The following is a 20554-nucleotide window of genomic DNA, read 5'->3' on the forward strand; positions in this document are numbered from 1 at the left end:
GTCCTGCTCCTTCCGGCCGGCTCAGCAGCCGTCGGTCTGGCCGGCCGCCAGGGAGCGCGCCGGGTCGCAGACGCGCACCCGCCCGCCGGCGAAGACATGCACCTCGAGCGGTCGATCGGCGCCGGCGGCGCTGGCGCGATAGACGATCGGGCGGGTCAGCGTGGTCGGCGCGCTGCAGTTCGCGCCCAGCCCGGTGCTGCTGCTGCTGACCGGCCGGCCGATCATGTTGAAGCACAGCAGCGCCGGACCGCTCAGCGTGACCTGCTCCTGCCGGGCCTTCGAGCTGCCCAGGATGAAGAGCGTGCTGTCGCCGGTCGCCTCGCCGGCCAGGCGGGGCAGGGCCTGAGCGAACCAGGCGCTGCCGTTCGCGCCGGGCGCGGAGCCGAGGTCGGGTGCGCTGGTGGTCAGCGCGAACACCGTCAGCCGGTGGCGTCGCAGCGCCTCGGCCTGGGTCAGGCGCAGATCGTTGCCGATCCGCTCGGCCACGCCCCGCACCCGTGCATTGGCCGCCCAGGTGGCCAGCGGCGGGGTGGCGGCCAGCAGCAGCAGCGCGAGCACGCCCAGCGTCACCAGCAGCTCCACCAGCGTGAAGCCGCCGGGCCGGGCGGGCCCGCGCCGATGCACGGAGGGCTCAGGCTTCAGCATGTTCTCCCGGCGCGCAGGATCCAGCAGCCCGCCGGGGCGGTGCCCCAGTCGGCGGGCAGCGCGGTGCTGCGCTCGCGGCCGTTCTGGTCGAGGGTGTAGGCAAAGCCGGCGGTCGGGCCGCTGCCGGTGGCGGTGAGGGTGTAGCTCGAGGCGCTGGGCGCGCTGGCGCAGACCACCGTGAAGCTGGCGACCGTGCGGCTCTCGGTGCAGGGGCCGCCGGCGTAGCTGCCGTTGCTGAGGAAATGCTGCTCCATCGCCGCACGCACCTCGGACAGCGCCCGGGTGGCCTGGGCCACCTCGCCGCGCTGCACATGGCGGCGGTAGCTCGGGTAGGCGAAGGCCGCGAGGATGCCGATCACGGTGATGACGATCATCAGCTCCACCAGGGTGAAGCCGCGCGGCACCCCCTCGGGCGCATCGGGACGGGAAGGAACAGGGCTCACGATCACGGCTCTCCGGGCAGGCTGCGAGCGCGGGGCTCGTCCCGGGTTTACGGCCGTCCGGGCCCCGAACTTGAGCGGAAGAAAACGCCTGCGTGCCGCGCTTATCCCGGCGGTGCCCGCCCGGCGTGGCGCTTAGCCTCGGGCCGTTTTCTCGTCTCATCGTCCCGCCTTCACTTTTCGTCTGCCTTCAGCGGAGCCTCCTGGATGAACCCGAAGCCCCCCCGCGGGCGCTGGCTGCATGGCTGGCGCTGGCTCGCGCTGGCCGTCGCGGCCCAGCCCTGGGTGCTGTCCGCACAGCCCGCGCCCTCTGGCGCGCGGGTGCTGTCGAGCGGTGGCGATGGCGCCGGGGCCTCGGTCGCGCTGGGCGGGTCGATGGGCGAGCAGGTGGTGCTGATCATCGACGGCCGCACCCGGGTGGTCCGGGTGGGCGAGGCGGTCGACGGCATGGTGGTGCGCCGCGCGCCCGGCGGTGCGCTGCTGCTCGAGACCGGCCCGGGCCGGGCGCCGCAGCGGCTGGGCAGCACGCCGGTGCGGGTCGGCTCGCCCGCGCGCGGCATGCCGATGCCGGAGCGGCTGGTGCTGCAGGCCGGCGGCGACCGGCTCTACCGCGGCGAGGGCGAGATCAACGGCCGCGCGATCAGCGGCGTGGTCGACACCGGCGCGAGCGTGATGGTGGTGCCGGCGGCGCAGGCGCGCCGGCTCGGCCTGCCGGAGCAGGGCGGCCGCGAGGTCGACGTGCAGACCGCTGCCGGACGCAGTGTCGGGCGGCGGGTGAGGATCGACCGCGTGCGGCTCGGGCCGCTGGAGGCGCGCGATGTCGACGCGGTCGTCATCGATGTCGATCTGCCCTATGTGCTGTACGGCAACAGCTTCCTGCAGGACTTTCACCTGCAGTGGGGACAGGGGCGGCTGACGCTGTCGGTGGCGCCGCCGCCGTGAGAGCGGGCCTGAGGCCGCTCAGCTGCCGATGCGCCCGCCGTCGTTCTTCGTGATGACGATGGTGGCCGAGCGCGGGCGCTGGCCGGCGCCGTAGCCGGCGTTCGACGGCCACTGGCTGGTGTACTTCGTCGGGTCGGCGACATCGGCCATCTTCGTGCCTTCGCCCGGGTGCTGGATGTTGATGAACATCGTCTTGCCGTCCGGCGTCTCGGCCAGGCCGGTGATCTCGCAGTCCTTCGGGCCGACCAGGAAGCGCTTGAGCGTGTCGGCGGTCGGGGCCTTGCCGATGAAGGTGTCGACGCTCAGCGCGCTGCTGTGCGGCAGCGTCTTCTTCGCGCCGTCGCCGACCGTGCCGGGAATGCCGGCCAGCATCATGCAGTTGGTCACGTCGGTGTAGGCGCCGTCGTCGGTCTGGATCCAGCAGATGCCGGTGGACTTGCTGAACACCAGGCCGTCCGGGCTGGAGAAGTCCTGGTCGGCGGTCAGGCTGGAGAGGTTGACCAGGCCGGTGTCGGCATCGGCCTGCGCGCCGAACAGGTAGATGTCCCAGGTGAAGGTGGTGGCGGCGGCGCTGCCGGCGGCTTCCTTCACGCGCAGGATGTGGCCGTTGGGGTTGCCCTGCTGCGCCGTCGTGCCCTTCATGTCGGTGTAGGCGCGCGGGTTGGCGCTGTCGGGCTGCAGCTGGGTGGCGCTGCCGGTGGTCGGGGCGACGCGGCGGTTGCTGTTGTTGGTCAGCGTGAAGTAGATCTCGCCGCTGGTCGGGTGGGTGGCGCACCACTCCGGGCGGTCCATCTTCGTGGCGCCGACCGCATCGGCGGCCAGGCGGCAGTTGACGCGGATGTCGGCCTCGTCGGCGAAGGCGTAGGCGGTGTAGGTGCTCGGGATCGCGGCCTTGTTCAGCTCGATCCACTGGCCGGTGCCGTCGGCGGCGAACTTGGCGACGTAGAGCTTGCCGCTGTCGAGGTACTTGGCGCCGGTGGCCAGGCGGTCGCTCGGGTTGGCGTCGGCGGCGGACCAGGCGGTGTCGGAGACGAACTTGTAGATGTATTCGTTGCGCGCGTCGTCGCCCATGTAGACGGCCAGCTTCTCGCCGGCCTTCGGCAGCGAGAACGCGGCGCTTTCATGCGCGAAGCGGCCCAGGCCGGTGCGCTTGACCATGCGGCTGGTCGGCTTGTAGGGGTCCATCTCGACGATGTAGCCCATGCCGTTCATCTCGTTGCGGTAGTCGTCGGTGCCGTCGGTCGAGGTGCCGGTCTTGGCATTGATCCAGCGGGCGTAGATGTCGGCGGTGCCGGCCGATTCCCAGCCGTGGCGCGAGGCGGCGCCTTCGGCGCGGCCGTAGCGCTTGAGCGCGACGACCGACTTGTCGTTGCCGCGGGCCAGGTCGTCGCCGGCCGGGCGGGTGAAGTAGCCGAACCAGTTCTCCTCGCCGGTCAGGAAGCTGCCCCACGGCGTCTTGCCGGTGCCGCAGTTGTTCAGCGTGCCGCGGGTGCGGGTGCCGTCGATCGAGTACTTGGTCTTCAGCAGCGCGTGGCCCTTGGCCGGGCCGCTGATGTCGACTTCGGTCAGCGCGGTGACGCGGCGGTTGAAGGCCGAGTTCTGGACATAGGCCCAGGTGCTGCCGGTCTTCTTCATCTCGACGACCGAGACGCCGTGGATGGCGGTTTCCTTGTCCACTTCGGTGGCCGGGCGGGGCAGGGTGGCGGTGCCGCCGTCGGCGTGCAGGAAGAACGACGACCGGGTCTCATCGGTCGTGGCTTCGTGGTTGATGGCGAGCAGGCCACGGTCCGAGGCGGTGGTCGAGGCCGAGCCATCGCTGCCCAGGCTGAACCACTCCATGCCGTCGTGGTGGTCGCCGGCGCGGTTGCCGTAGTCGGTGTCGGTGCCGTCGTTCTTGTAGGCGGCGGTCGTGGCGGTCAGCGGATCGCCCAGCGCGTAGACGACGGTGGCGGTGTAGCCGGCGGCCAGCGTCACCTTGTCTTCCAGGCTCTTGGGCACGGCGGTGAAGCCGAGCTTCGACAGGGCGCCGGCGTCCGGCGTGGTCGGGGCCGGGGTGTCGTCGTCGCCGCCGCCGCAGCCGGCCAGCGCGACGCTGCCGAACAGGGCGGTGGCCGCGGTGCCGACGCTGCCGCGCAGCAGGCCGCGGCGGCTCAGACGCGCATCGAGCACCGTGGCGAAATGCGGGTTGTCGCTGGTGTTGCTGTCCTCTTCGGCGCGGGCGGCGAGGTGGCTGAGATCGACGGGCTTGTTCATGGCGGAGGGTTGCTGTCGGGTGAAGAGAGGTAACGGACGGCGCGATGGTGTGCGGCTTGCGTGAAAAATCCGTGACGGATTCACGACGGCTGAGTGACTGATCTCGGCGTGAACACCGTGGCTTCACCCGCGACAATCACCCTTTGTCCCTTGTGCTCCCTGTGTGCTCCCTGCCGACCGAGTCCGCCATGAACCTCGCCTTGTTGACCTCTCCTGACCTGCGCCGTCTGCTGCCCGTGACCGCGCTCGCTCTGCTGCCGCTGACGCTGGCCGGCTGCGGCGTGGTGGCGGTGGCCGGCTCGGTGGCGGGCGCGGCGATCACCGTCGGCAGCGCGGCGGTGTCGGTCGGCGCCACCGTGGTCACCACCGGCGTCAAGGTGACCGGCAAGGCGATCGGCAAGACCATCGACGCGGTCAGCGGCGAGCCGGCTGCCGCCGCGGCCGAGGGGGGCGGCATCGTCGTGGCGCCGCTGCCGGGCGAGCCCGGCGCCAGCGTGCCGGCGCGCTGAGTCTGGCGTGGCGGGCGTCAGTCGTCGATCGGCGTGAGCTTGGCCACCGACAGCGCCAGCCACTTGGTGCCGTGACGGCCGAAGCTGACCTGGGCGCGCGCGTCGGCGCCGCTGCCCTCCAGCGCCAGCACCACGCCCTCGCCGAACTTGTTGTGGAACACGCGCAGGCCCTTGCGCAGGCCCTGGCCGCTGGGGTCGGGCTCGCGCTTCGGCGGCAGCGGGGCGGGCGCGGGCGTCGGGGCCGCGCTGCGGGCGAAGCCCGATGAGCCGCCGCCATGGCTGCCGCCGTAGCTGCTGCCCCGGCCGGACCCGCCCCCGAAGCCTGAGCCGAACCCGCCGCCAAATCCACCCGAGAAGCCGCCTTCCTTCGGCGTCAGCCATTTCAGCGCGCCCTCAGGCAGCTCGGCCAGGAAGCGGCTGCGCGCGTGGTAGCGGGTCTGGCCGTGCAGCATGCGTGTCTGGCTGAAGCTCAGGTACAGGCGCTGGCGCGCGCGGGTGATGGCCACATACATCAGCCGGCGCTCTTCCTCCAGCCCGTCGGGCTCGGCGGCGGCGTTCTCATGGGGAAACAGGCTCTCCTCCAGCCCGGTGATGAAGACCGCGTCGAACTCCAGCCCCTTGGCTGCGTGCACCGTCATCATCTGGATCGCGTCCTGGCCGGCCTGGGCCTGGTTGTCGCCGGCCTCCAGCGCGGCGTGGGTCAGGAAGGCGGCCAGCGGCGAGATGATCTCGCCGGTGTCGGCATCCGGCAGCAGGCCGGCGGTCTCGTCGACCGGCAGCGCCACCACCTCGCGGCCGAAGCCCTCGACCGTCACGAAGGATTCGGCGGCGTTGACCAGTTCCTCCAGGTTCTCCACCCGGTCCTGGCCTTCGCGCTCGGCGCGGTAGAAGTCGATCAGGCCGCTGGTGTCGAGCACATGCTCGATGATCTCGCGCAGCGTGCGCCCGCGGGTGTCCTCGCGCAGGCCGGCGACCAGGCGCACGAAGTTCGCCATCTTCGTGCCCGCCGCGCCGCCCAGCGCCCCGACCGACTGGTGCAGGCTGCGCCCGGTGGCGCGCGCGATGTCCTGCAGCTGCTCGACCGAGCGCGCGCCGATGCCGCGCGCGGGGAAGTTCACCACCCGCAGGAAGCTGGTGTCGTCGTCCGGGTTCTCGATCAGGCGCAGATAGGCCAGCGCGTGCTTGATCTCGGCGCGCTCGAAGAAGCGCAGCCCGCCGTGGACGCGGTAGGGCACGCCGGCGTTGAACAGCGCCGTCTCGATGACGCGCGACTGCGCGTTGCTGCGGTAGAGGATGGCGATCTCGGCGCGCGCGGTGCCGGCGCGGTGCAGCTGCTCGGCCTGCTCGAGCACCCACTGCGCCTCGGCGAAGTCGCTGGGCGACTCGTGCACCCGCACCGGCTCGCCCGGGCCCGCCTCGGTGCGCAGGTTCTTGCCCAGCCGGCCGGTGTTGTGCTCGATCAGCGCATTGGCCGAATCCAGGATGTTGCCGAAGGAGCGGTAGTTGCGCTCGAGCTTGATCCGATGGCGCACCCGGTACTCGCGCTCGAAGTCGGCCATGTTGCCCACGCGCGCGCCCCGGAAGGCGTAGATGCTCTGGTCGTCGTCGCCGACGGCGAAGAGGGCGCCGGTGGCCGCCTCGCCCAGCGCGTCGCGCTCGCCCGGCTGCGCCGCGAACATCTTCAGCCAGGCGTACTGCAGCCGGTTGGTGTCCTGGAACTCGTCGACCAGGATGTGGCGGAAGCGCGCGCGGTAGTGCGCGCGCAGGTGCGGGTCGTCGCGCAGCAGCTCGAAGCTGCGCAGCATCAGCTCGGCGAAGTCGACCACGCCCTCGCGCTGGCACTGGTCCTCGTAGGCCTGGTAGATCTCGGCGAGCTTCTGCGTCTGGGCGTCGCGCACCTCGATGTCCTTCGGGCGCAGGCCGTCCTCCTTGGCGCCGGCGATGAACCAGGCGACCTGCTTGGGCACGAAGCGCTCCTCGTCGAGCTGCATCGCGCGGATCACCCGCTTGACGGCGCTCACCGCGTCGCCCGCGTCGAGGATCTGGAAGGTCTGCGGCAGATTCGCCTGCTTCCAGTGCGCGCGCAGGAAGCGGTTGCACAGGCCGTGGAAGGTGCCGATCCACATGCCGCGCACGTTGAAGGGCAGCATCGCCGACAGGCGCGTGAGCATCTCCTTGGCGGCCTTGTTCGTGAAGGTCACCGCCATCAGGCCGCCGGGCGAGACCTGGCCGGTCTGCAGCAGCCAGGCGATGCGGGTGGTCAGCACCCGGGTCTTGCCGGAGCCGGCGCCGGCCAGGATCAGCGCGGGCTCGGCTGGCAGCGTCACCGCGGCGAGCTGTTCCGGGTTGAGGTTCGCCAGCAGGCGGGATTCGGGCGGCAGCGTGGCCGGGACGGGCGAGGACGACGGAAGCATCGCGGAATTCTACGGGGAGCCCCCAGGCCGCCGGCACCGTGCGCCGCCCGAGCTGAACGAGGGCGAAGAACGCCGGCGTTCCCGGTCGCGCGGCCCCGGATTCCCGTGTGGCCGCGCGACCCGGCCGGGGGGATGGCGGGTGGGCTGAGGGCTGAGAGCATGCCTGCCATCGGCCGATCCGTGCGATCGGTCACGAACAACCGCCTGAGCCGCCCGAGCCTTTTCGCCCATGAACACCTCCGACCTGCGCCGCCTGCTGCTGTTCACGCTGCTGGGCAGCCTCATGATGCTGCTGATGACCGTGCTGCATCTGGATCTGCCGACGCCGGACCTGCCGGTGCCGCTGGAGGGTGCGGCCCTGCCGGAGCAGGCCCGCACCGAGCGTCTGCAGGCCGAGGGCCGGGCGCTGTGGCAGGGCGACTGGGCGATGCAGGCCCGGCTGCCCGGTGCGGCCCGCGGCCTCGACGGTCAGGCCTCGCGCTGCGTGCGCTGCCATGGCGGCACCGCGCTGCCGCGCGCCCTGCTGACCCGTGTCGACAGCCAGGCCGGCCTGTGCCGGCTGCTGCGCGAGGGGGCTCGCGCCGACGGCAGCCGCATCGCGCCCGCCATGCCGCGCTATGACGCGACCGAATCCGACTGCGCCGCCCTGTGGATGCATCTGGCCGCGCCGATGCGCTGACGAATATCTCGACAACAGGATTTCGGGAATTTCACGATACCTAGGTACGGTTCATTCCAAAGTGGGAGTGGTCGTATATCCGATGCCGATGTAACAGGTTTTATGCGGCTGGGTACCGTGCTTGTGCCTGTTGCTGGTTGTCGAATCAGGTTGCATGAAAGCGTGATTTCTTAGCAGAATCGGGCCTCAAGTTCGCGGCCGACATGCCGCGTGCGGGTGAAGACGCTAGCCTTCGCGCCATGCCGCTCCTGTGGAGCCCCGGCGCAATGACTGGCTCGCGGACTGAGATACCCCTTGAAAGGAATCTCGGGCTTTCTCTGTGCGTCAAGGGTTTTCACCTGTTCCTGCCCGATGCGTTGTCGGGACGGTCTGCAGGGCGGATCCGGATCAGAAGAAACAGAAATCAAGGCTGACCTCATGCTGGCGACTTTCTGCGGCTGGCGCCGCTCTTTCCTGCGACTCCTGTCGGGTGGCGCACTGCTGCTGGCCGCGCTGCTGCTGGCTTCGCTGCCCGTGCGGGCGGCGGCCTTCGAGTGGAACTGGGCCACCTCCACCTGCGAGGGCTCGACCGACGGCTGCCTCACCAACGGCACCCGGCGCTTTCCCGGCATCGGCTCGGGCTCGAACATGCGCGACATCCTGTTCACCCGGGTGTCGGCGGAGGGCAGCGCCACGCCGGACACGCCGCGCAGCGGCTTCGGCAGCAATTCCACCGGGCCGCAGGACCATCTCGGCGGCGAAGTGCGAGGCGACATGACGGCCGGCGCGGTGTCGCAGGTGCGCTACCGCCTGACCTTCGTCGCGCCCGGCACCAGCACGCCGCTGGCGCTGCCGGTGCCGGTCTACATGACCAGCCTGGACACTGACGGGTTCAACTACCACGCCACCGGCGGCTTCCGCGAGCGCATCGAGTTCCACGGCACGCCGGCAGCCCTGCTGCCTGGCTCACAGCTCGAGCCCAGCACCAGCCTGGGCGGCGGGCAGGCCTTCCGCCCGGTGGTCTGCACCAACGGCACCGAGGCGGGCTGCACCGCCTTCGGCGCCGGCGGCTATGCCTTCTATCCCGGCTTCAACAACACCATGGCGGTGCAGGTGTCGGCGATCTATCCGGCCGGCCAGACTTCGCTGGAGTTCAGCTTCGGCATCGAGGTGTCGGCGGCCGGCCCGGGCAACTTCATCGAGTCGCGCCAGTTCGGCATCCAGGTCGGCATTCCCGATCCGGATGTGCAGCCGGTCTTCTCGAACCTGCCCACCGTCATCCGCCCGGGCCAGACCTATACCGGCCTGACGCTGACTTGCTCCAATCCGGGGGCCACGGCATCGGCCCTGGCCACCGGCTGTGCGCCGACGGTCTCGACCGGCAGCATCAGCGCGCTGAGCTGCAGCCCGGCGGTGCCGGCCACGGTGGCGCCGGACGGTGCGATCACCTGCACCTTCAGCTACACCGCACCCGGCACGCAGGGTGGCACCGACGAGGCGGCCACCCAGGTCGTCTTCACCGGCACCACCGGCTCGGTCAGCGACATCAACAAGACCAACGATGTCACCACCGCCAGCGCGCCGCTGATCGACGCGCTCGACGAGAGCCTGACGACACCGGTCGGCAGTGCTGCCTCGCTGCAGGTGCTGAGCAACGACGCCCGGGGCAGTGGCGCGGCCACCCTGGCCACCGTCTCGCTGGCCGCGGTCAGCCCGCCCACCGCAGGCTCCAGCTTCGATCCGTCGACCGGCCTGTTCAGCGTGCCGGCCGGCGCCGCGCCGGGCGTCTACAGCGTCACCTACCAGGTCTGTGCCCATCCGGCGGTGGTGCCGGCGGTCTGCGACACCGCGGTCGCCACCATCACGGTGGCCGCAGCCGATCTGTCACCGGTCTTCACCGGCCTGCCGACGGTGCTCGGTCCCGGCCAGACCTATACCGGCCTGACGCTGACCTGCACCAATGCCGCCAGCGCGACCACCGCGCAGGCGCCGGTCTGCCTGCCCTCGGCCTCGGCCGGCAGCGTCGGCAACATCGTCTGCAGCCCGGCAGGCGCGACGACGCTGGCCGCCGGTGCCGCCATCCGCTGCACCTTCGACTACACCGCGCCCTTCACCCAGGGCGGCAGCGACGATGTGGCCACGCCGGTCACCTTCACCGGCACCACCGGCGCCACCAATGACGGCAACGCCAGCAACAACACCACCACCGCGGACGCGGTGATGATCGACGCGGTCGACGATGCGGTCGCGCGCACGCCGGGCCAGCCCGGCCAGACCAGCCCGGTCGGCGGCAACGACCAGTGGCCGACGGGCAGCAGCTTTTCCCGCATCGGCGGCAGCTGCACCAATGCCTCGGTCTCGGCCGATGGCACCGCCACCTTCGATGTGCCGGCCAGCGGCAGCTGCACCGTGCTCTACCGGGTCTGCGCGCCGGCGCCGAACGCGACGTCCTGCGACACCGCCACGCTGACGGTCACGCCGTCGACCACTTCCGCCGACCTGTCGGTCGCGATCATCGGCGTGCCGCCGACCGCCGCACCGGGCACTGTCGTCACCGGCACGCTGACCTGCACCAATGCCGGCCCGGATGCCGCGCTGCAGGCCACCTGTGCCGGCGGCGCCGGCACCAGCACCTCGAACTGCCGGGTCGGCGGCGCGGCGGTCACGCTGCCGCTGGCCAGCCTGGCCGCGGGTCAGGCGATCGTCTGCGACATCAGTGCCACCACGCCGGCCAGCGGCCGGCTGACCGTGCCGGCCACCACCGGCGCGTCCAACGACACCAACGCCAGCAACAACAGCACCTCGGTCGAGGTGGTGGTGCTGGTCGGCCCGGACCTGCGGCTGGCCAAGTCGCATGAGCCGGCGCTGTTCATCGGCGGCCAGACCGGCCGCTACCTGCTGGTGGTGCGCAACGAGGGCGATGCGCCGACCAGCGCCGCCTACAGCGTCGAGGATCCGCTGCCGGCCGGCATGACGGTCGCCGCGCTGCCCGGCGGCAGCGGCTGGGACTGCAGTGCCACCGTCGTCGGCTCCAGCCGCCTGAGCTGCAGCCGTGCCGAGGTGCTGGCGGTCGGCCAGAGCGCGCCGGCGATCACGCTGGTGGTGAACGTGGCGGCCGCGGCCTGCGCCTCGCCCGATGCCAACGGCCAGTGCACCACCGTCAACACCGCCACCGTCTCCGGCGGCGGCGAGCACGCCTCGCGCCAGTCCGACAACCAGGGCAGCGATGCCACGCCGGTGCGCCTGGCCGGCTCGGTCAGCGGCCGGGTCTGGATCGATGCCGACCATGACCGTCGCCAGGGCAGCAGCGAGCGCGGCGCCAGCGGCGTGACCGTCGAGGTGATCAACGCGGCCGGCACGCTGGTCGGCAGCGCGCTCACCGATGCGCAGGGCGACTACATCGTGCGCGACATTCCGGTCGGCAGCTACACGATCCGCTTCCGCGACGCGGGCAGCGGCGCCTACTACGGCCGGCCGGTCTCGAACGATCCGGCCGGTGGCAACGACCCGACGGCCGACGGCACCACCGGCGTCGTGGCGGCCGGCGTGCTGCAGGGCGTCAGCGTGCCGCTGGGCGCGACCCGCATCAACCAGAGCCTGCCGCTGGATCCGTCCGGCGTGGTCTACGACAGCGCCAGCCGCGCCGCGCTCGGCGGCGCCACGGTCGCGCTGCTCGATGCGGGCGGCGCGCTGGTGCCCTCCAGCTGCGTGGTCGGCGGCATCAACCGCCTGACCACCGTCGCCAGCGGCGCGCTGGCCGGCGCCTACAGCTTCCTGCTGCTCAGTCCGGCACCCGAAGGCTGTCCGGGCGCGGGCAGCTACCAGCTGCAGGTCACGCCGCCGGCCGGCTACCTGGCCAGCACCAGCATCCCGGCGCAGGCCGGCGTGCTGGTGCCGCCTGCCGGCTGCGTCGGCGGGGTCGGCGCCGGCGTGTGTGCGGTGCAGTCGCAGGCGCTGCCGCCCTCGGGCAGCGAGTCGACCGCCTACTATCTGTCGATCCGGCTGGATCCGGCCAGCGGTCCGGACGTGATCAACAACCACATTCCCCTGGATCCCTCGAGCAGCGGCACGCTGCTGGTGGTCAAGACCGGCGACCGCACGCAGGCGGAGATCGGCGACTCGGTGCGCTACAGCATCGCGGTTCGCCGCACCGACAGCGGCGGCGCGACGCTGCCGGCGGTCGAGATCATCGACACGTTGCCGGCGGGCTTCCGCTACATCGCTGGCACCGCGATGGTGGGCGGCGTGAAGATCGCCGATCCGAGCGGTGCGTCGGGCCCGGTGCTGCGCTTCCGGATCGGCGCGCTGGCGGCCGGCGCCAGCAGCACGCTGAGCTACCGGGTGCGCATCGGCGTGGGCGCGCAGCAGGGCACGGGCATCAACCGGGCCCAGGCCACCGGCACGCCGGGCGCGGTCTGCGGCAGCAGCGCCGATGCGCTGTGCTCCAACATCAGCCAGTTCCGGGTGACGGTCACCGGCGGCGTGTTCGGCGCGGAGGCCTGCGTGGTCGGGCGTGTCTTCGTCGACTGCAACCATGACCATGTGCAGGGGCCTGAGGAGCCGGGCATTCCGGGCGTGCGCTTCTACCTGAACGACGGCACCTCGCTGATCAGCGATGTCGAGGGCAAGTACAGCGTCTGCGGCCTGGCGCCGCGCACCACCGTCATGGTGGTCGACGGCTCGACGCTGCCGCGCGGCAGCCGGCTCACCACCAGCTCGAACCGCAATGCGGGCGACGCCTTCAGCCTTTTCCTCGACCTGAAGAACGGCGAGCTGCACCGCGCCGACTTCATCGAGGGCAGCTGCTCCAACACCGTGCTCGAGCAGGTCAAGGCCCGCCGCGCGCGCGGCGAGACGCAGACGCTCGAGACCGAGAAGAAGGGCGGCCGGGTGCTGAAGTTCGATGGCAAGCCGGTCACCGCGCCGGCCCAGGCCACCGACAGCGCCCGCCAGCGCGGCCGCGCCGCCGGCCAGGGCGAGGCCGGTGCGGTCAAGCCGCGTCAGGCGGTCGGCACCGCCGGCGCCGCCGGCGCCCGCACCGAGACCCGCGAGACGCTGCGCGAGCCGGTCTCGGTCAATCCGGCGTCCTCCGGCGCCACCGTGCCGTCGGCCGAGGAGGACGTGCGATGAGCCGCCTGCTGCCCGCCGACCGAACGAACCGATCTGTCACGACTGCCACGATGCTTCCGAACCTGTCGTCGCCCGCGCTGCTGCCGAAGCCGCTGCATCTTGCCGTGCGGCATGCGCTGCCCGCGCTGGCCGCCGGCCTGGCCCTGAGCGCCGGCCTGGCCCGCGCCCAGGTCGATGTCGATCCGGCGCAGCCGCTCGGCGAGGCCCCGGGCCGCTACCGCCCGCTGTTCACGCTGCCCGAGCCGGCTGGCGCGCCGCGCATCCTGCTCGACGGCCAGTACGCGGCCAATGCCCGCGTCGGCCGGCTGGCGGTCGAGGTGCATGGTGCCGGTGCGCCGGCCGACGGGGTGACGCCGGTCGAGATCGTCGTGCGGGTCTTCGACCGCGAAGGCCGGCCGCTGCGCGAGCCGGTGCTGGTCACCGTCGAGCACCGCGGCGGCGCCCGGCTGCTGCTGCCCGAGGCCCGCACCGACGAGGGCGGTGCCGACCGCCGCGACGCTGACCGCAGTGTGCCCGGCACGCAGCTGCGGGTCAGCGGCGGCGAGGCGCGCTTCAGCCTGATCGCGCCGGCCCAGCCCGAGGATGTGCTGCTGCGCCTGAGCGCCGGCGAGGCCGAGGTGGCCGGCACCATCGGCTTCGATCCCGATGTGCGCGAGATGATCGCCGCCGGCCTGATCGAGGGCGTCATCGGCCGCAGCTCGCGGCGCTACGACGGCGCGGTGTCGCCGGCGCGTGTCGACGACGGCTTCGAGACCGAGCTGCGCCACTGGAGCCGCGACTTCGACAGTGGCCGCAGCCGCGCGGCGCTGCGGGCCAGCGTCTTCCTGAAGGGCAGGATCCGCGGCGACCGGCTGCTGACGCTGGCCTACGACTCCGACAAGGACACCCGCGCCCGGCTGCTGCGCGACATCCGCCCCGAGGCCTGGTATCCGGTCTACGGCGACGCCAGCGTCAAGGGCTTCGACGCGCGCAGCGCCTCGAAGCTCTATGTGCGGGTCGACCAGGGCCGCAGCTTCGTGATGTACGGCGACTTCGCCTCCGGCGAGGGCGTGACGCCGGCCGCAGGCGGCGGCGTGGTGGCCGGCACCCGGCTGCGCCAGCTCGGCAGCTACCAGCGCACGCTCACCGGCGTGAAGCTGCACCGCGAGAGCGCGGACGGCTTCGTCAACCTCTTCGCCAGCCGCGACACGCTGCGCCATGTCACCGAGGAGATCGCCGCCAACGGCACCAGCGGTCCGTTTGCGGTCGGCGGCACGCAGGCGCTCGAGAACAGCGAGCAGGTCCAGCTGATCGTGCGCGACCGCAACAACCTGAACACCGTGCTGTCGGTGACGACGCTGGTGCGGCTGAGCGACTACAGCTTCGAGCCCTTCAGCGGCCGCATCCTGCTGACCCGCCCGATCCCGAGCCAGGATGCCGACGGCAATCCGATCCACCTGCGCATCAGCTACGAGGTCGACCAGGGCGGAGACGCCTTCTGGCTGGCCGGGGCCGATGGCCAGATCAACCTGGGCGAGCGGGCCAGCCTGGGCGGCGCGATCATCGAGGACCGCAATCCGCAGGCGCCGTTCCGGCTCGCCAGCGTGCATGCGGGCGTGAAGCTGGGTGCGGCCACCGAGCTGGTCGTCGAGGCGGCGCAGACCGAGGCGGCGCTGTCGGCGGTCGGCACCTCGCTGGTCGGCGCGCCGGTGCTGCCGGAGAGCGGCACCGCCACCGGCCGGGCCGCCCGCGTCGAGATCCAGCACCGTGGCGAGCGCCTGGAGGCGCGGCTGCGTGCGGCGCGCACCGGTGCGGCCTTTGCCAACACCGCCGCCGGCGTGCAGCCCGGCAGCGAGCAGCTGGGCGGCTCGGTGCGCTGGCAGGCCGGCGAGGACTGGGCGCTGCGCGTCGATCTGCAGCGCGACCGCGACACCGCCACCGAGGCCCGGGCCAGCGGCGCCAGCCTCGGCGCCGACTACCGCCTGAGCCCGGCGCTGACCCTCGGCGTCGGCCTGCGCCGCATCGAGGAGAGCGGCCGCCTGCGCGGCGCGCTGGCCGGGCTGGCGGCCAATCCGTCGGCGGGCAGCCATTACGCGCCGGGCTCGGACGGCGGCTTCAGCGGCGCCGGCAGCACCACGCTGCTCAATGCCAACAGCGCGCTGGCGTCCTACGGCAGCGGCGCGGCGCCGGGCACGGTGCCCGACCTGGAAACCACCACCGCCTTTGCCGGCGCGAGCTGGCGGGCCAGCGACCGCTGGACGCTCAAGGGCCTGGCCGAGGCCGCGGTCGATGGCCAGGACCGCCACCGTGTCGAGCTGGCGGCGAGCTACCAGCTGGCCGAGCGGGCGCGCCTGTATGCGCGTGCCGAGCACCAGGACGGCCTGTCCTCGCGCTATGCGCTCGACGGTGCCAGCAGCCGCGGCCAGGCGATCGCGCTGGGCATCGACGGCCGCTACATGCACGGCGGCGATGTCTTCAGCGAATACCGCCTGCGCGACGCCAGCGACGGCCGCGCCTCGCAGGTCGCCACCGGCGTGCGCAATGTCTGGCAGCTGCGCCCGGGCTGGGCGATGAGCACCGGGCTGGAGCGGCTGCGCATCCTCGACGGCACGGGCCAGAACGCCACCGCCGCGACGCTGGGCTCCGACTGGACCGACAGCGAGTGGTGGAAGCTCTCCGGCCGCCTGGAGTGGCGCCGGCTGGAGGCCAGCGGCGCGTCGACGACCACCAGCTCGGCGCTGACCGCGCAGGACAGCTGGCTGACGACGCTGACCGCGGTGCGCCGCCTCGACCGCGACTGGACCGCGCTGGCGCGCAACTACCACCTGGCGACCGACAACCACGGCGCACGGCCGAACGGCTGGCAGGACCGCTTCCAGGTCGGTCTGGCCTGGCGCCCGGTCGACCACAACCGCATCGACGTGCTGGGCAAGTACGAATACAAGGTCGAGGACAACATCAACGCCACCGAGGAGTGGCGCCGGGTGCATGTCGGCGCGGTGCAGGCCAATGTGCATCCCGCGCGGGCCTGGTGGGCCTCTGGGCGGCTGGCCGGCAAGACGGTGTCCGAGCGCTTCCCGGTCGCCGAGGGCGGGGTTCAGGACCGCTACCGCGCCTGGCTGGCGAGCGGGCGGCTGATCCATGACCTGAGCGAGCGCTGGGACCTCGGGCTGCAGCTCAGCCTGATGCGAGGCCAGGCCAGCGGCCAGAGCGGCGCGTCCTGGCAGCGCTCGGTCGGGGTGGAGGTGGGCTATCTGGTGCAGTCCAACCTGTGGCTGTCGGCCGGGTACAACGCCAGCGGCTTCCGCGACCGCGATCTCTCGAGCGACTACACCGCACGCGGTGCCTACCTGCGGCTGCGCTTCAAGTTCGACGCCGACCTGTTTGCCGGGGCCGACCCGGTCGTGAACCGCGCGCTGCCGCGCTGATCCATCATGAAGAACCTCCGCGTTTCCCTCTCCACGCTGGCGGCGGCGTCGCTGCTGACGCTCGCACCGGCGGCAGCCCGCGCCGATGCCGCCACCGACGGCCAGCTCGCCGCCGACCATGCCGCCTACCGCGCGCAGCAGCAGGCGATCGCCGACCTGAACGCCACCGGCCGCCACCCGCTGCGCAGCCATCCGCTGGCCAAGGCGCAGTGCTGGCTCGACGTCAGCTTCCACGAATACACCCGCAACGACCGTTCGGCCTTCCCGGCCGAGGCGCTGCACGAGTCGCGCCGCATCACCGGCTACCTGGCCGGCGGCGGCATGCCTGGCGCCGAGGCCGATCCGTCGCGCCAGACGCCGCGGGTCAACGGCGCGGCGCGGCTGCGCGAGGACCTGTGGACCCGGCTGGGCGCGCTGCGCGAGCACCGCGGCTGGGCCTGCGCGCAGCAGCTCGCCGCCTGCGCCGAGGTCGAGCTGGTGCATGCCGGCAACGAGCACAACCAGCTCGGCTGGCGTCATGCCCGGCCCTACATCCAGATCGCCGAGGACCAGGTCGGCGATGCGGTGCGCGCGGCCGAGCTGTGCCCGGTCGATCCGCCGCCCGCACCGCCGACCCCTCCGGCTCCGCCTGCGCCGCCGGCCCCGCCGGTGCCCCCGCCGGTGGTCAACGAGCGCATCGTGCTGAGCGCCAGCGTGCTGTTCGGCTTCGACCGCCGCGGCATCGACGACCTGCTGCCGGGCGGCCGCGCCCAGCTCGACCAGCTGGCGGTGCGCCTGGACAAGGTCTATGCGCGCATCGACCGCCTCGAGCTGATCGGCCACACCGACCGGCTCGGCGGCGAGGCCTACAACCGCCAGCTCTCGCAGGATCGCGCCGAGACGATCCGCGCCTATCTGGCCAGCCGCGGCGTTGCGGTGTCGATGATCGCCACCGGCCGCGGCAGCGAGCAGCCGCTGGTCGAGTGCAGCCAGAAGAGTCCGGCGGCGCTGCGGGCCTGCCTGCAGCCGAACCGCCGCGTCGAGCTGGACATCACCGGCGTGCCGCGCTGAGGTCATCCGGCCGCGTGCATACTGCGGTGCAGCATGACTTGGCTGCTGCCCGCGGTCTGTGCGCGATGTTCGACCTCCCGATCCTGCGCCGGCGTGTCCGGACACCGCTGCCGCTGAGCCTGGCGCTGCAGGGCGGCGGCGCACACGGCGCCTATGCCTGGGGCGTGCTCGATGCGCTGCTCGAGAGCGGCCGCTTCGTGCCGCAGGCGATCAGCGGTGCCAGCGCCGGGGCGATGAACGCGCTGGTGCTGGCCGATGGCTGGCTGCGCGACGGCCCCGACGGTGCGCGCGAGGCGCTCGACGCCTTCTGGCACCGGCTCGGCGAGCTGCTGCCCACCCACTGGTTCGTCGTCGGTGACGAGCGCCGGCCCAGCCTGCACGGCGGCGTGCGCCTGGCGATGCAGTGGAGCCGGCTGCTGTTCGCGCCGCAGCAGCTCAATCCGCTCGACCTCAATCCGCTGCGCGACCTGCTGCTCGAGCGCATCGACTTCGAGCGGCTGCGCCAGGCGGATGCGCCGCGCCTGTTCATCGCCACCACCCGGGCCGACACCGGCCGGCTGCGGCTGTTCGACAACCGCCGGCTGTCGGTGGAGGTGGCGCTGGCCTCGGCCTGCCTGCCGACGCTGCACCGCACCGTCATGATCGACGGCCTGCCGCACTGGGACGGCGGCTTCAGCGCCAATCCGCCGCTGTGGCCGCTGGTCGAGCACGGACCGGCCGAGGCCGATCTGCTGATCCTGATGCTGATGCCGCTGCGCTTCGCCGAGCTGCCCGGCGGGGCTGGCGCCATCCGCGAGCGCTCGCTCGACATCGCCTTCGGCGCGGCCTTCCAGCGCGAGGCCTGGCTGCTGGGGCGCGCCTGGCAGGATGCCCGCGCCGGCAGCGGCTGGTCCGCCGGGCCGATGGCACGTCGCTTGCGTGGACTGCGGCTGCATCTGATCGACGAGCGCCAGCAGCTGGCCGAACTGCCTGGCGAGTCCCGTCTGATCGCGCATCAGCCCTTTCTGACCCATCTGCGCGATCTGGGCCGACAGCGCGCCCAGGACTGGCTGGCGCAGCACCGTGAGGCGATCGGGCGACGTTCGACGGTCGATCTGACCGAAGCCTTCGGCTGAGGCTGCAGCCTCCCGTATCATTTCGGGCAGGCATGGGATTCGTGAAAAATACCCGCCCTAACCGGGTGGTCCCAGGGTGTGGCGCTCCGGTCGGGGCGCTGGAGAGGACGCAGGCACAAGCAATGGTCGAGGGTGTCGAGACCGGTACGGGCCGCTGGCACCAGGTGGTCCGCGAGCACATCGAGGCGAGGGCCGGCAGCCCGGACATCGCGGTGCTGTGCGATCGCTGGCGCCAGAGCCGCGATGCGCAGGGGCGAGCGCCGCTGGCGGCCTTTGCCGATGGCCTGTGGCATCGCCTGCATGGCCGGCTGATGCTGCTGCGGCGCGAGCCTGCGTCCGACCCCGCGGACGGGGCGGGCGATGACTTCGTCTATGGACACTACGGCAGCGAGATCTGCCGCCATACCGGCATCGATCGCACCGGCACGCGGTTGTCGGAGCTCGGGCCGCAGCGTGCCGCGCTGCTGGGCGCGCTGCAGACCGAGGCGCTGCAGCGCGGCCAGCCGATCTACGCGGTCCATGTCGCCGAGCGGGGTCAGCCGGTCTTCACCTGGGAGCGGCTGATCCTGCCGCTGGCGCCGTCCGATGGCGCCGAGTGGGTGCTGGTCTACTGCCGGCCGCTGCAGATGCGCCATGAGCTGTATGCCGACGTGGTCGACGCCAGCGGCGATGCGCTGCTGGCGCTGCGTCGGGTCGACACGCCCGATGCCGGCGAACCGCAGGACGAGGGCGGTGGCTGGCTGGTGCTGATGGCCAATCCGCGTCTGGCCGAGCTGTTCGAGATCGACCGCGATTCGCTGGCCGGTCGGCTGGTGCACCGGGTGCTGCCGGACTGGCGGCTGCTGCATGCCGAGGAGGAATGCCTGCAGGTGATGCGCAGCGGCCGGGTCGGCCGCATCACCCGGGTGCTGATGGCCGCTGATGGCCGGCTGCGCTACCTGCAGGTGCAGATCGCACCGATGAGCGGCGGGGTGCTGCTGAGCCTGTCCGACGAGACCGATCTGCATGAGGACCGCAACCGGCTGCGCCATCTGGCCGCCACCGATGCGCTGACCACGCTGGCCAACCGCCGCCTGTTCGACGAGCAGCTGCGCGACCAGGTCGAGCAGGCCCGCGCCAGCGGCCAGCCGCTGGTGCTGGTGATGGCCGACATCGATGCCTTCAAGGCCTACAACGACCGTTATGGGCACTCGGCCGGCGATGACTGCCTGCGCCAGTTCGCGCTGCTGTTCAAGGCGGTCTTCACCCGCCAGAGCGATCTGGCCGCGCGCTACGGCGGCGAGGAATTCGCGGTGCTGCTGCCCGGCACCGGCCTGGAGGGCGCCACCGCGCTGGTCGAGCGGCTGATCGAGCTGCTGCATCAGCGCCGGCTGCCGCATGCCGCCTCGCCGGTGGCCGGGCATGTGACGGCCAGCTTCGGCGCTGCGGCCTTCGATCCGGCGCGCGACCATGACGAGCTTAGCCTGCTGCGGCGGGCCGACAGTGCGCTCTACCAGGCCAAGCAGACCGGTCGCGACCGGCTCTGCGTGGTCAGCACCGACGGCACGCCGACACGCTGACACGCTGCCTGCAGGCGCAGATACCCCCTGAATTGGCCGTGGAACGCCGGCCTTTCACGCGATCAGGCCGTGGTACGCATCGATAGCATCGACTGGATCCCCCCAGATGCAGGAGTTCCCGTCATGCACCAGATGCGCCTTCTCTCCGCCTCCCTTGTCCTGGCCTTCGGGCTGTCTGCCTGCGGTGGCAGCGACAGCACCAGCGCGCCGGCCGTGTGCCGGTCGCCTCGGCCTCGTCCGGCGTGCTGGTCGATGACCTGATCGCCGGTGCGACCGTCTTCTGCGACGACAACAGCAATGGCGTGCTCGACGCCGGCGAGAAGTCGGCGGTGACCGACAGCGCAGGTGCCTATGTGTCAAGACCCGGGAGATTCTTTGGCCGCTTCTTGAACAAGTCGGGTGACTTGGCCCGCCAGGACTTGAGGGCATCAA

13 protein-coding genes are annotated in these 20554 nt (G+C 72.1%); 9 read left to right on the forward strand and 4 right to left on the reverse strand.

Annotated features, from left to right (window positions below; translation table 11 throughout):
- Positions 1 to 21: 21 nt before the first annotated feature.
- Complete coding sequence (locus tag NFT33_RS18960; RefSeq protein WP_251677704.1) at positions 22 to 645, reverse strand: prepilin-type N-terminal cleavage/methylation domain-containing protein; 624 nt, start codon at positions 643 to 645, stop codon at positions 22 to 24.
- Positions 639 to 1088 (reverse strand): type IV pilin protein, encoded by a 450-nt coding sequence (locus NFT33_RS18965; protein ID WP_149503998.1) that lies wholly within the window; start codon positions 1086 to 1088, stop codon positions 639 to 641. Before NFT33_RS18965 ends, NFT33_RS18960 begins: the two co-directional genes overlap by 7 nt.
- Positions 1089 to 1292: 204 nt before the next feature.
- Between NFT33_RS18965 and NFT33_RS18970 the strand changes: the two genes are divergently transcribed.
- Positions 1293 to 2027 (forward strand): retropepsin-like aspartic protease family protein, encoded by a 735-nt coding sequence (locus tag NFT33_RS18970; protein ID WP_251677705.1) that lies wholly within the window; start codon positions 1293 to 1295, stop codon positions 2025 to 2027.
- Between the two features lie 18 nt (positions 2028 to 2045).
- Here NFT33_RS18970 and NFT33_RS18975 read toward each other — a convergent pair whose 3' ends face one another.
- Positions 2046 to 4280: a PhoX family protein gene (locus NFT33_RS18975; protein WP_251677706.1), complete on the reverse strand. Its 2235-nt coding sequence runs from the start codon at positions 4278 to 4280 to the stop codon at positions 2046 to 2048.
- 188 nt (positions 4281 to 4468) lie between these two features.
- On the opposite strand from NFT33_RS18975, the gene NFT33_RS18980 reads away from it, so the two are divergent.
- A complete protein-coding gene (locus NFT33_RS18980) occupies positions 4469 to 4789 on the forward strand; it encodes a hypothetical protein (RefSeq protein ID WP_251677707.1) in 321 nt (106 codons plus the stop codon).
- Between the two features lie 17 nt (positions 4790 to 4806).
- Here the strand turns inward: NFT33_RS18980 and NFT33_RS18985 are convergent, their stop codons facing one another.
- Entirely contained in the window at positions 4807 to 7203 is a 2397-nt protein-coding gene (locus NFT33_RS18985) for a UvrD-helicase domain-containing protein (protein ID WP_251677708.1), read from the reverse strand.
- A 229-nt stretch (positions 7204 to 7432) separates the two neighbouring features.
- Here NFT33_RS18985 and NFT33_RS18990 point away from each other — a divergent pair, with 229 nt between their 5' ends.
- From NFT33_RS18990 to NFT33_RS19025, 7 genes are all read left to right on the forward strand, one after another.
- Positions 7433 to 7882 carry a hypothetical protein gene (locus NFT33_RS18990; protein ID WP_251677709.1) on the forward strand — a complete coding sequence of 150 codons (450 nt, stop codon included), beginning with the start codon at positions 7433 to 7435 and terminating at the stop codon, positions 7880 to 7882.
- 417 nt (positions 7883 to 8299) lie between these two features.
- The gene (locus NFT33_RS19180) at positions 8300 to 12991 is read left to right on the forward strand and encodes an SdrD B-like domain-containing protein (RefSeq protein ID WP_259373352.1); all 4692 of its coding nucleotides are present in this window, start codon (positions 8300 to 8302) and stop codon (positions 12989 to 12991) included.
- Positions 12992 to 13041: 50 nt separating this feature from the next.
- Positions 13042 to 16398, forward strand: a complete 3357-nt coding sequence (locus NFT33_RS19005; RefSeq protein ID WP_251677710.1) for a hypothetical protein — start codon at positions 13042 to 13044, stop codon at positions 16396 to 16398.
- 6 nt (positions 16399 to 16404) lie between these two features.
- Positions 16405 to 17448 (forward strand): OmpA family protein, encoded by a 1044-nt coding sequence (locus NFT33_RS19010; protein ID WP_251677711.1) that lies wholly within the window; start codon positions 16405 to 16407, stop codon positions 17446 to 17448.
- Between the two features lie 65 nt (positions 17449 to 17513).
- Positions 17514 to 18563, forward strand: coding sequence for a patatin-like phospholipase family protein (locus NFT33_RS19015; RefSeq protein WP_149503989.1), 1050 nt, complete (start codon positions 17514 to 17516; stop codon positions 18561 to 18563).
- Between the two features lie 122 nt (positions 18564 to 18685).
- Entirely contained in the window at positions 18686 to 20122 is a 1437-nt protein-coding gene (locus tag NFT33_RS19020; protein WP_251677712.1) for a GGDEF domain-containing protein, read from the forward strand.
- 242 nt (positions 20123 to 20364) lie between these two features.
- Positions 20365 to 20554: hypothetical protein (locus NFT33_RS19025; protein WP_251677713.1), on the forward strand; the 190-nt coding region annotated here is incomplete at its 3' end.

This window comes from Sphaerotilus sp. FB-3, assembly GCF_023706025.1.
Lineage (GTDB): Bacteria > Pseudomonadota > Gammaproteobacteria > Burkholderiales > Burkholderiaceae_C > Sphaerotilus > Sphaerotilus sulfidivorans.

What these genes read in the sequence shown, in the direction of transcription:
- NFT33_RS18985 (WP_251677708.1), bottom strand. Translation starts at nt 7,203, where the DNA reads ATGCTTCCGTCGTCCTCGCCCGTCCCGGCCACGCTGCCGCCCGAATCC.
- NFT33_RS18960 (WP_251677704.1), bottom strand. Translation starts at nt 645, where the DNA reads ATGCTGAAGCCTGAGCCCTCCGTGCATCGGCGCGGGCCCGCCCGGCCC.
- NFT33_RS18970 (WP_251677705.1), top strand. Translation starts at nt 1,293, where the DNA reads ATGAACCCGAAGCCCCCCCGCGGGCGCTGGCTGCATGGCTGGCGCTGG.
- NFT33_RS19180 (WP_259373352.1), top strand. Translation starts at nt 8,300, where the DNA reads ATGCTGGCGACTTTCTGCGGCTGGCGCCGCTCTTTCCTGCGACTCCTG.
- NFT33_RS19020 (WP_251677712.1), top strand. Translation starts at nt 18,686, where the DNA reads ATGGTCGAGGGTGTCGAGACCGGTACGGGCCGCTGGCACCAGGTGGTC.
- NFT33_RS19010 (WP_251677711.1), top strand. Translation starts at nt 16,405, where the DNA reads ATGAAGAACCTCCGCGTTTCCCTCTCCACGCTGGCGGCGGCGTCGCTG.
- NFT33_RS19005 (WP_251677710.1), top strand. Translation starts at nt 13,042, where the DNA reads ATGCTTCCGAACCTGTCGTCGCCCGCGCTGCTGCCGAAGCCGCTGCAT.
- NFT33_RS18990 (WP_251677709.1), top strand. Translation starts at nt 7,433, where the DNA reads ATGAACACCTCCGACCTGCGCCGCCTGCTGCTGTTCACGCTGCTGGGC.
- NFT33_RS19015 (WP_149503989.1), top strand. Translation starts at nt 17,514, where the DNA reads ATGTTCGACCTCCCGATCCTGCGCCGGCGTGTCCGGACACCGCTGCCG.
- NFT33_RS18980 (WP_251677707.1), top strand. Translation starts at nt 4,469, where the DNA reads ATGAACCTCGCCTTGTTGACCTCTCCTGACCTGCGCCGTCTGCTGCCC.
- NFT33_RS18975 (WP_251677706.1), bottom strand. Translation starts at nt 4,280, where the DNA reads ATGAACAAGCCCGTCGATCTCAGCCACCTCGCCGCCCGCGCCGAAGAG.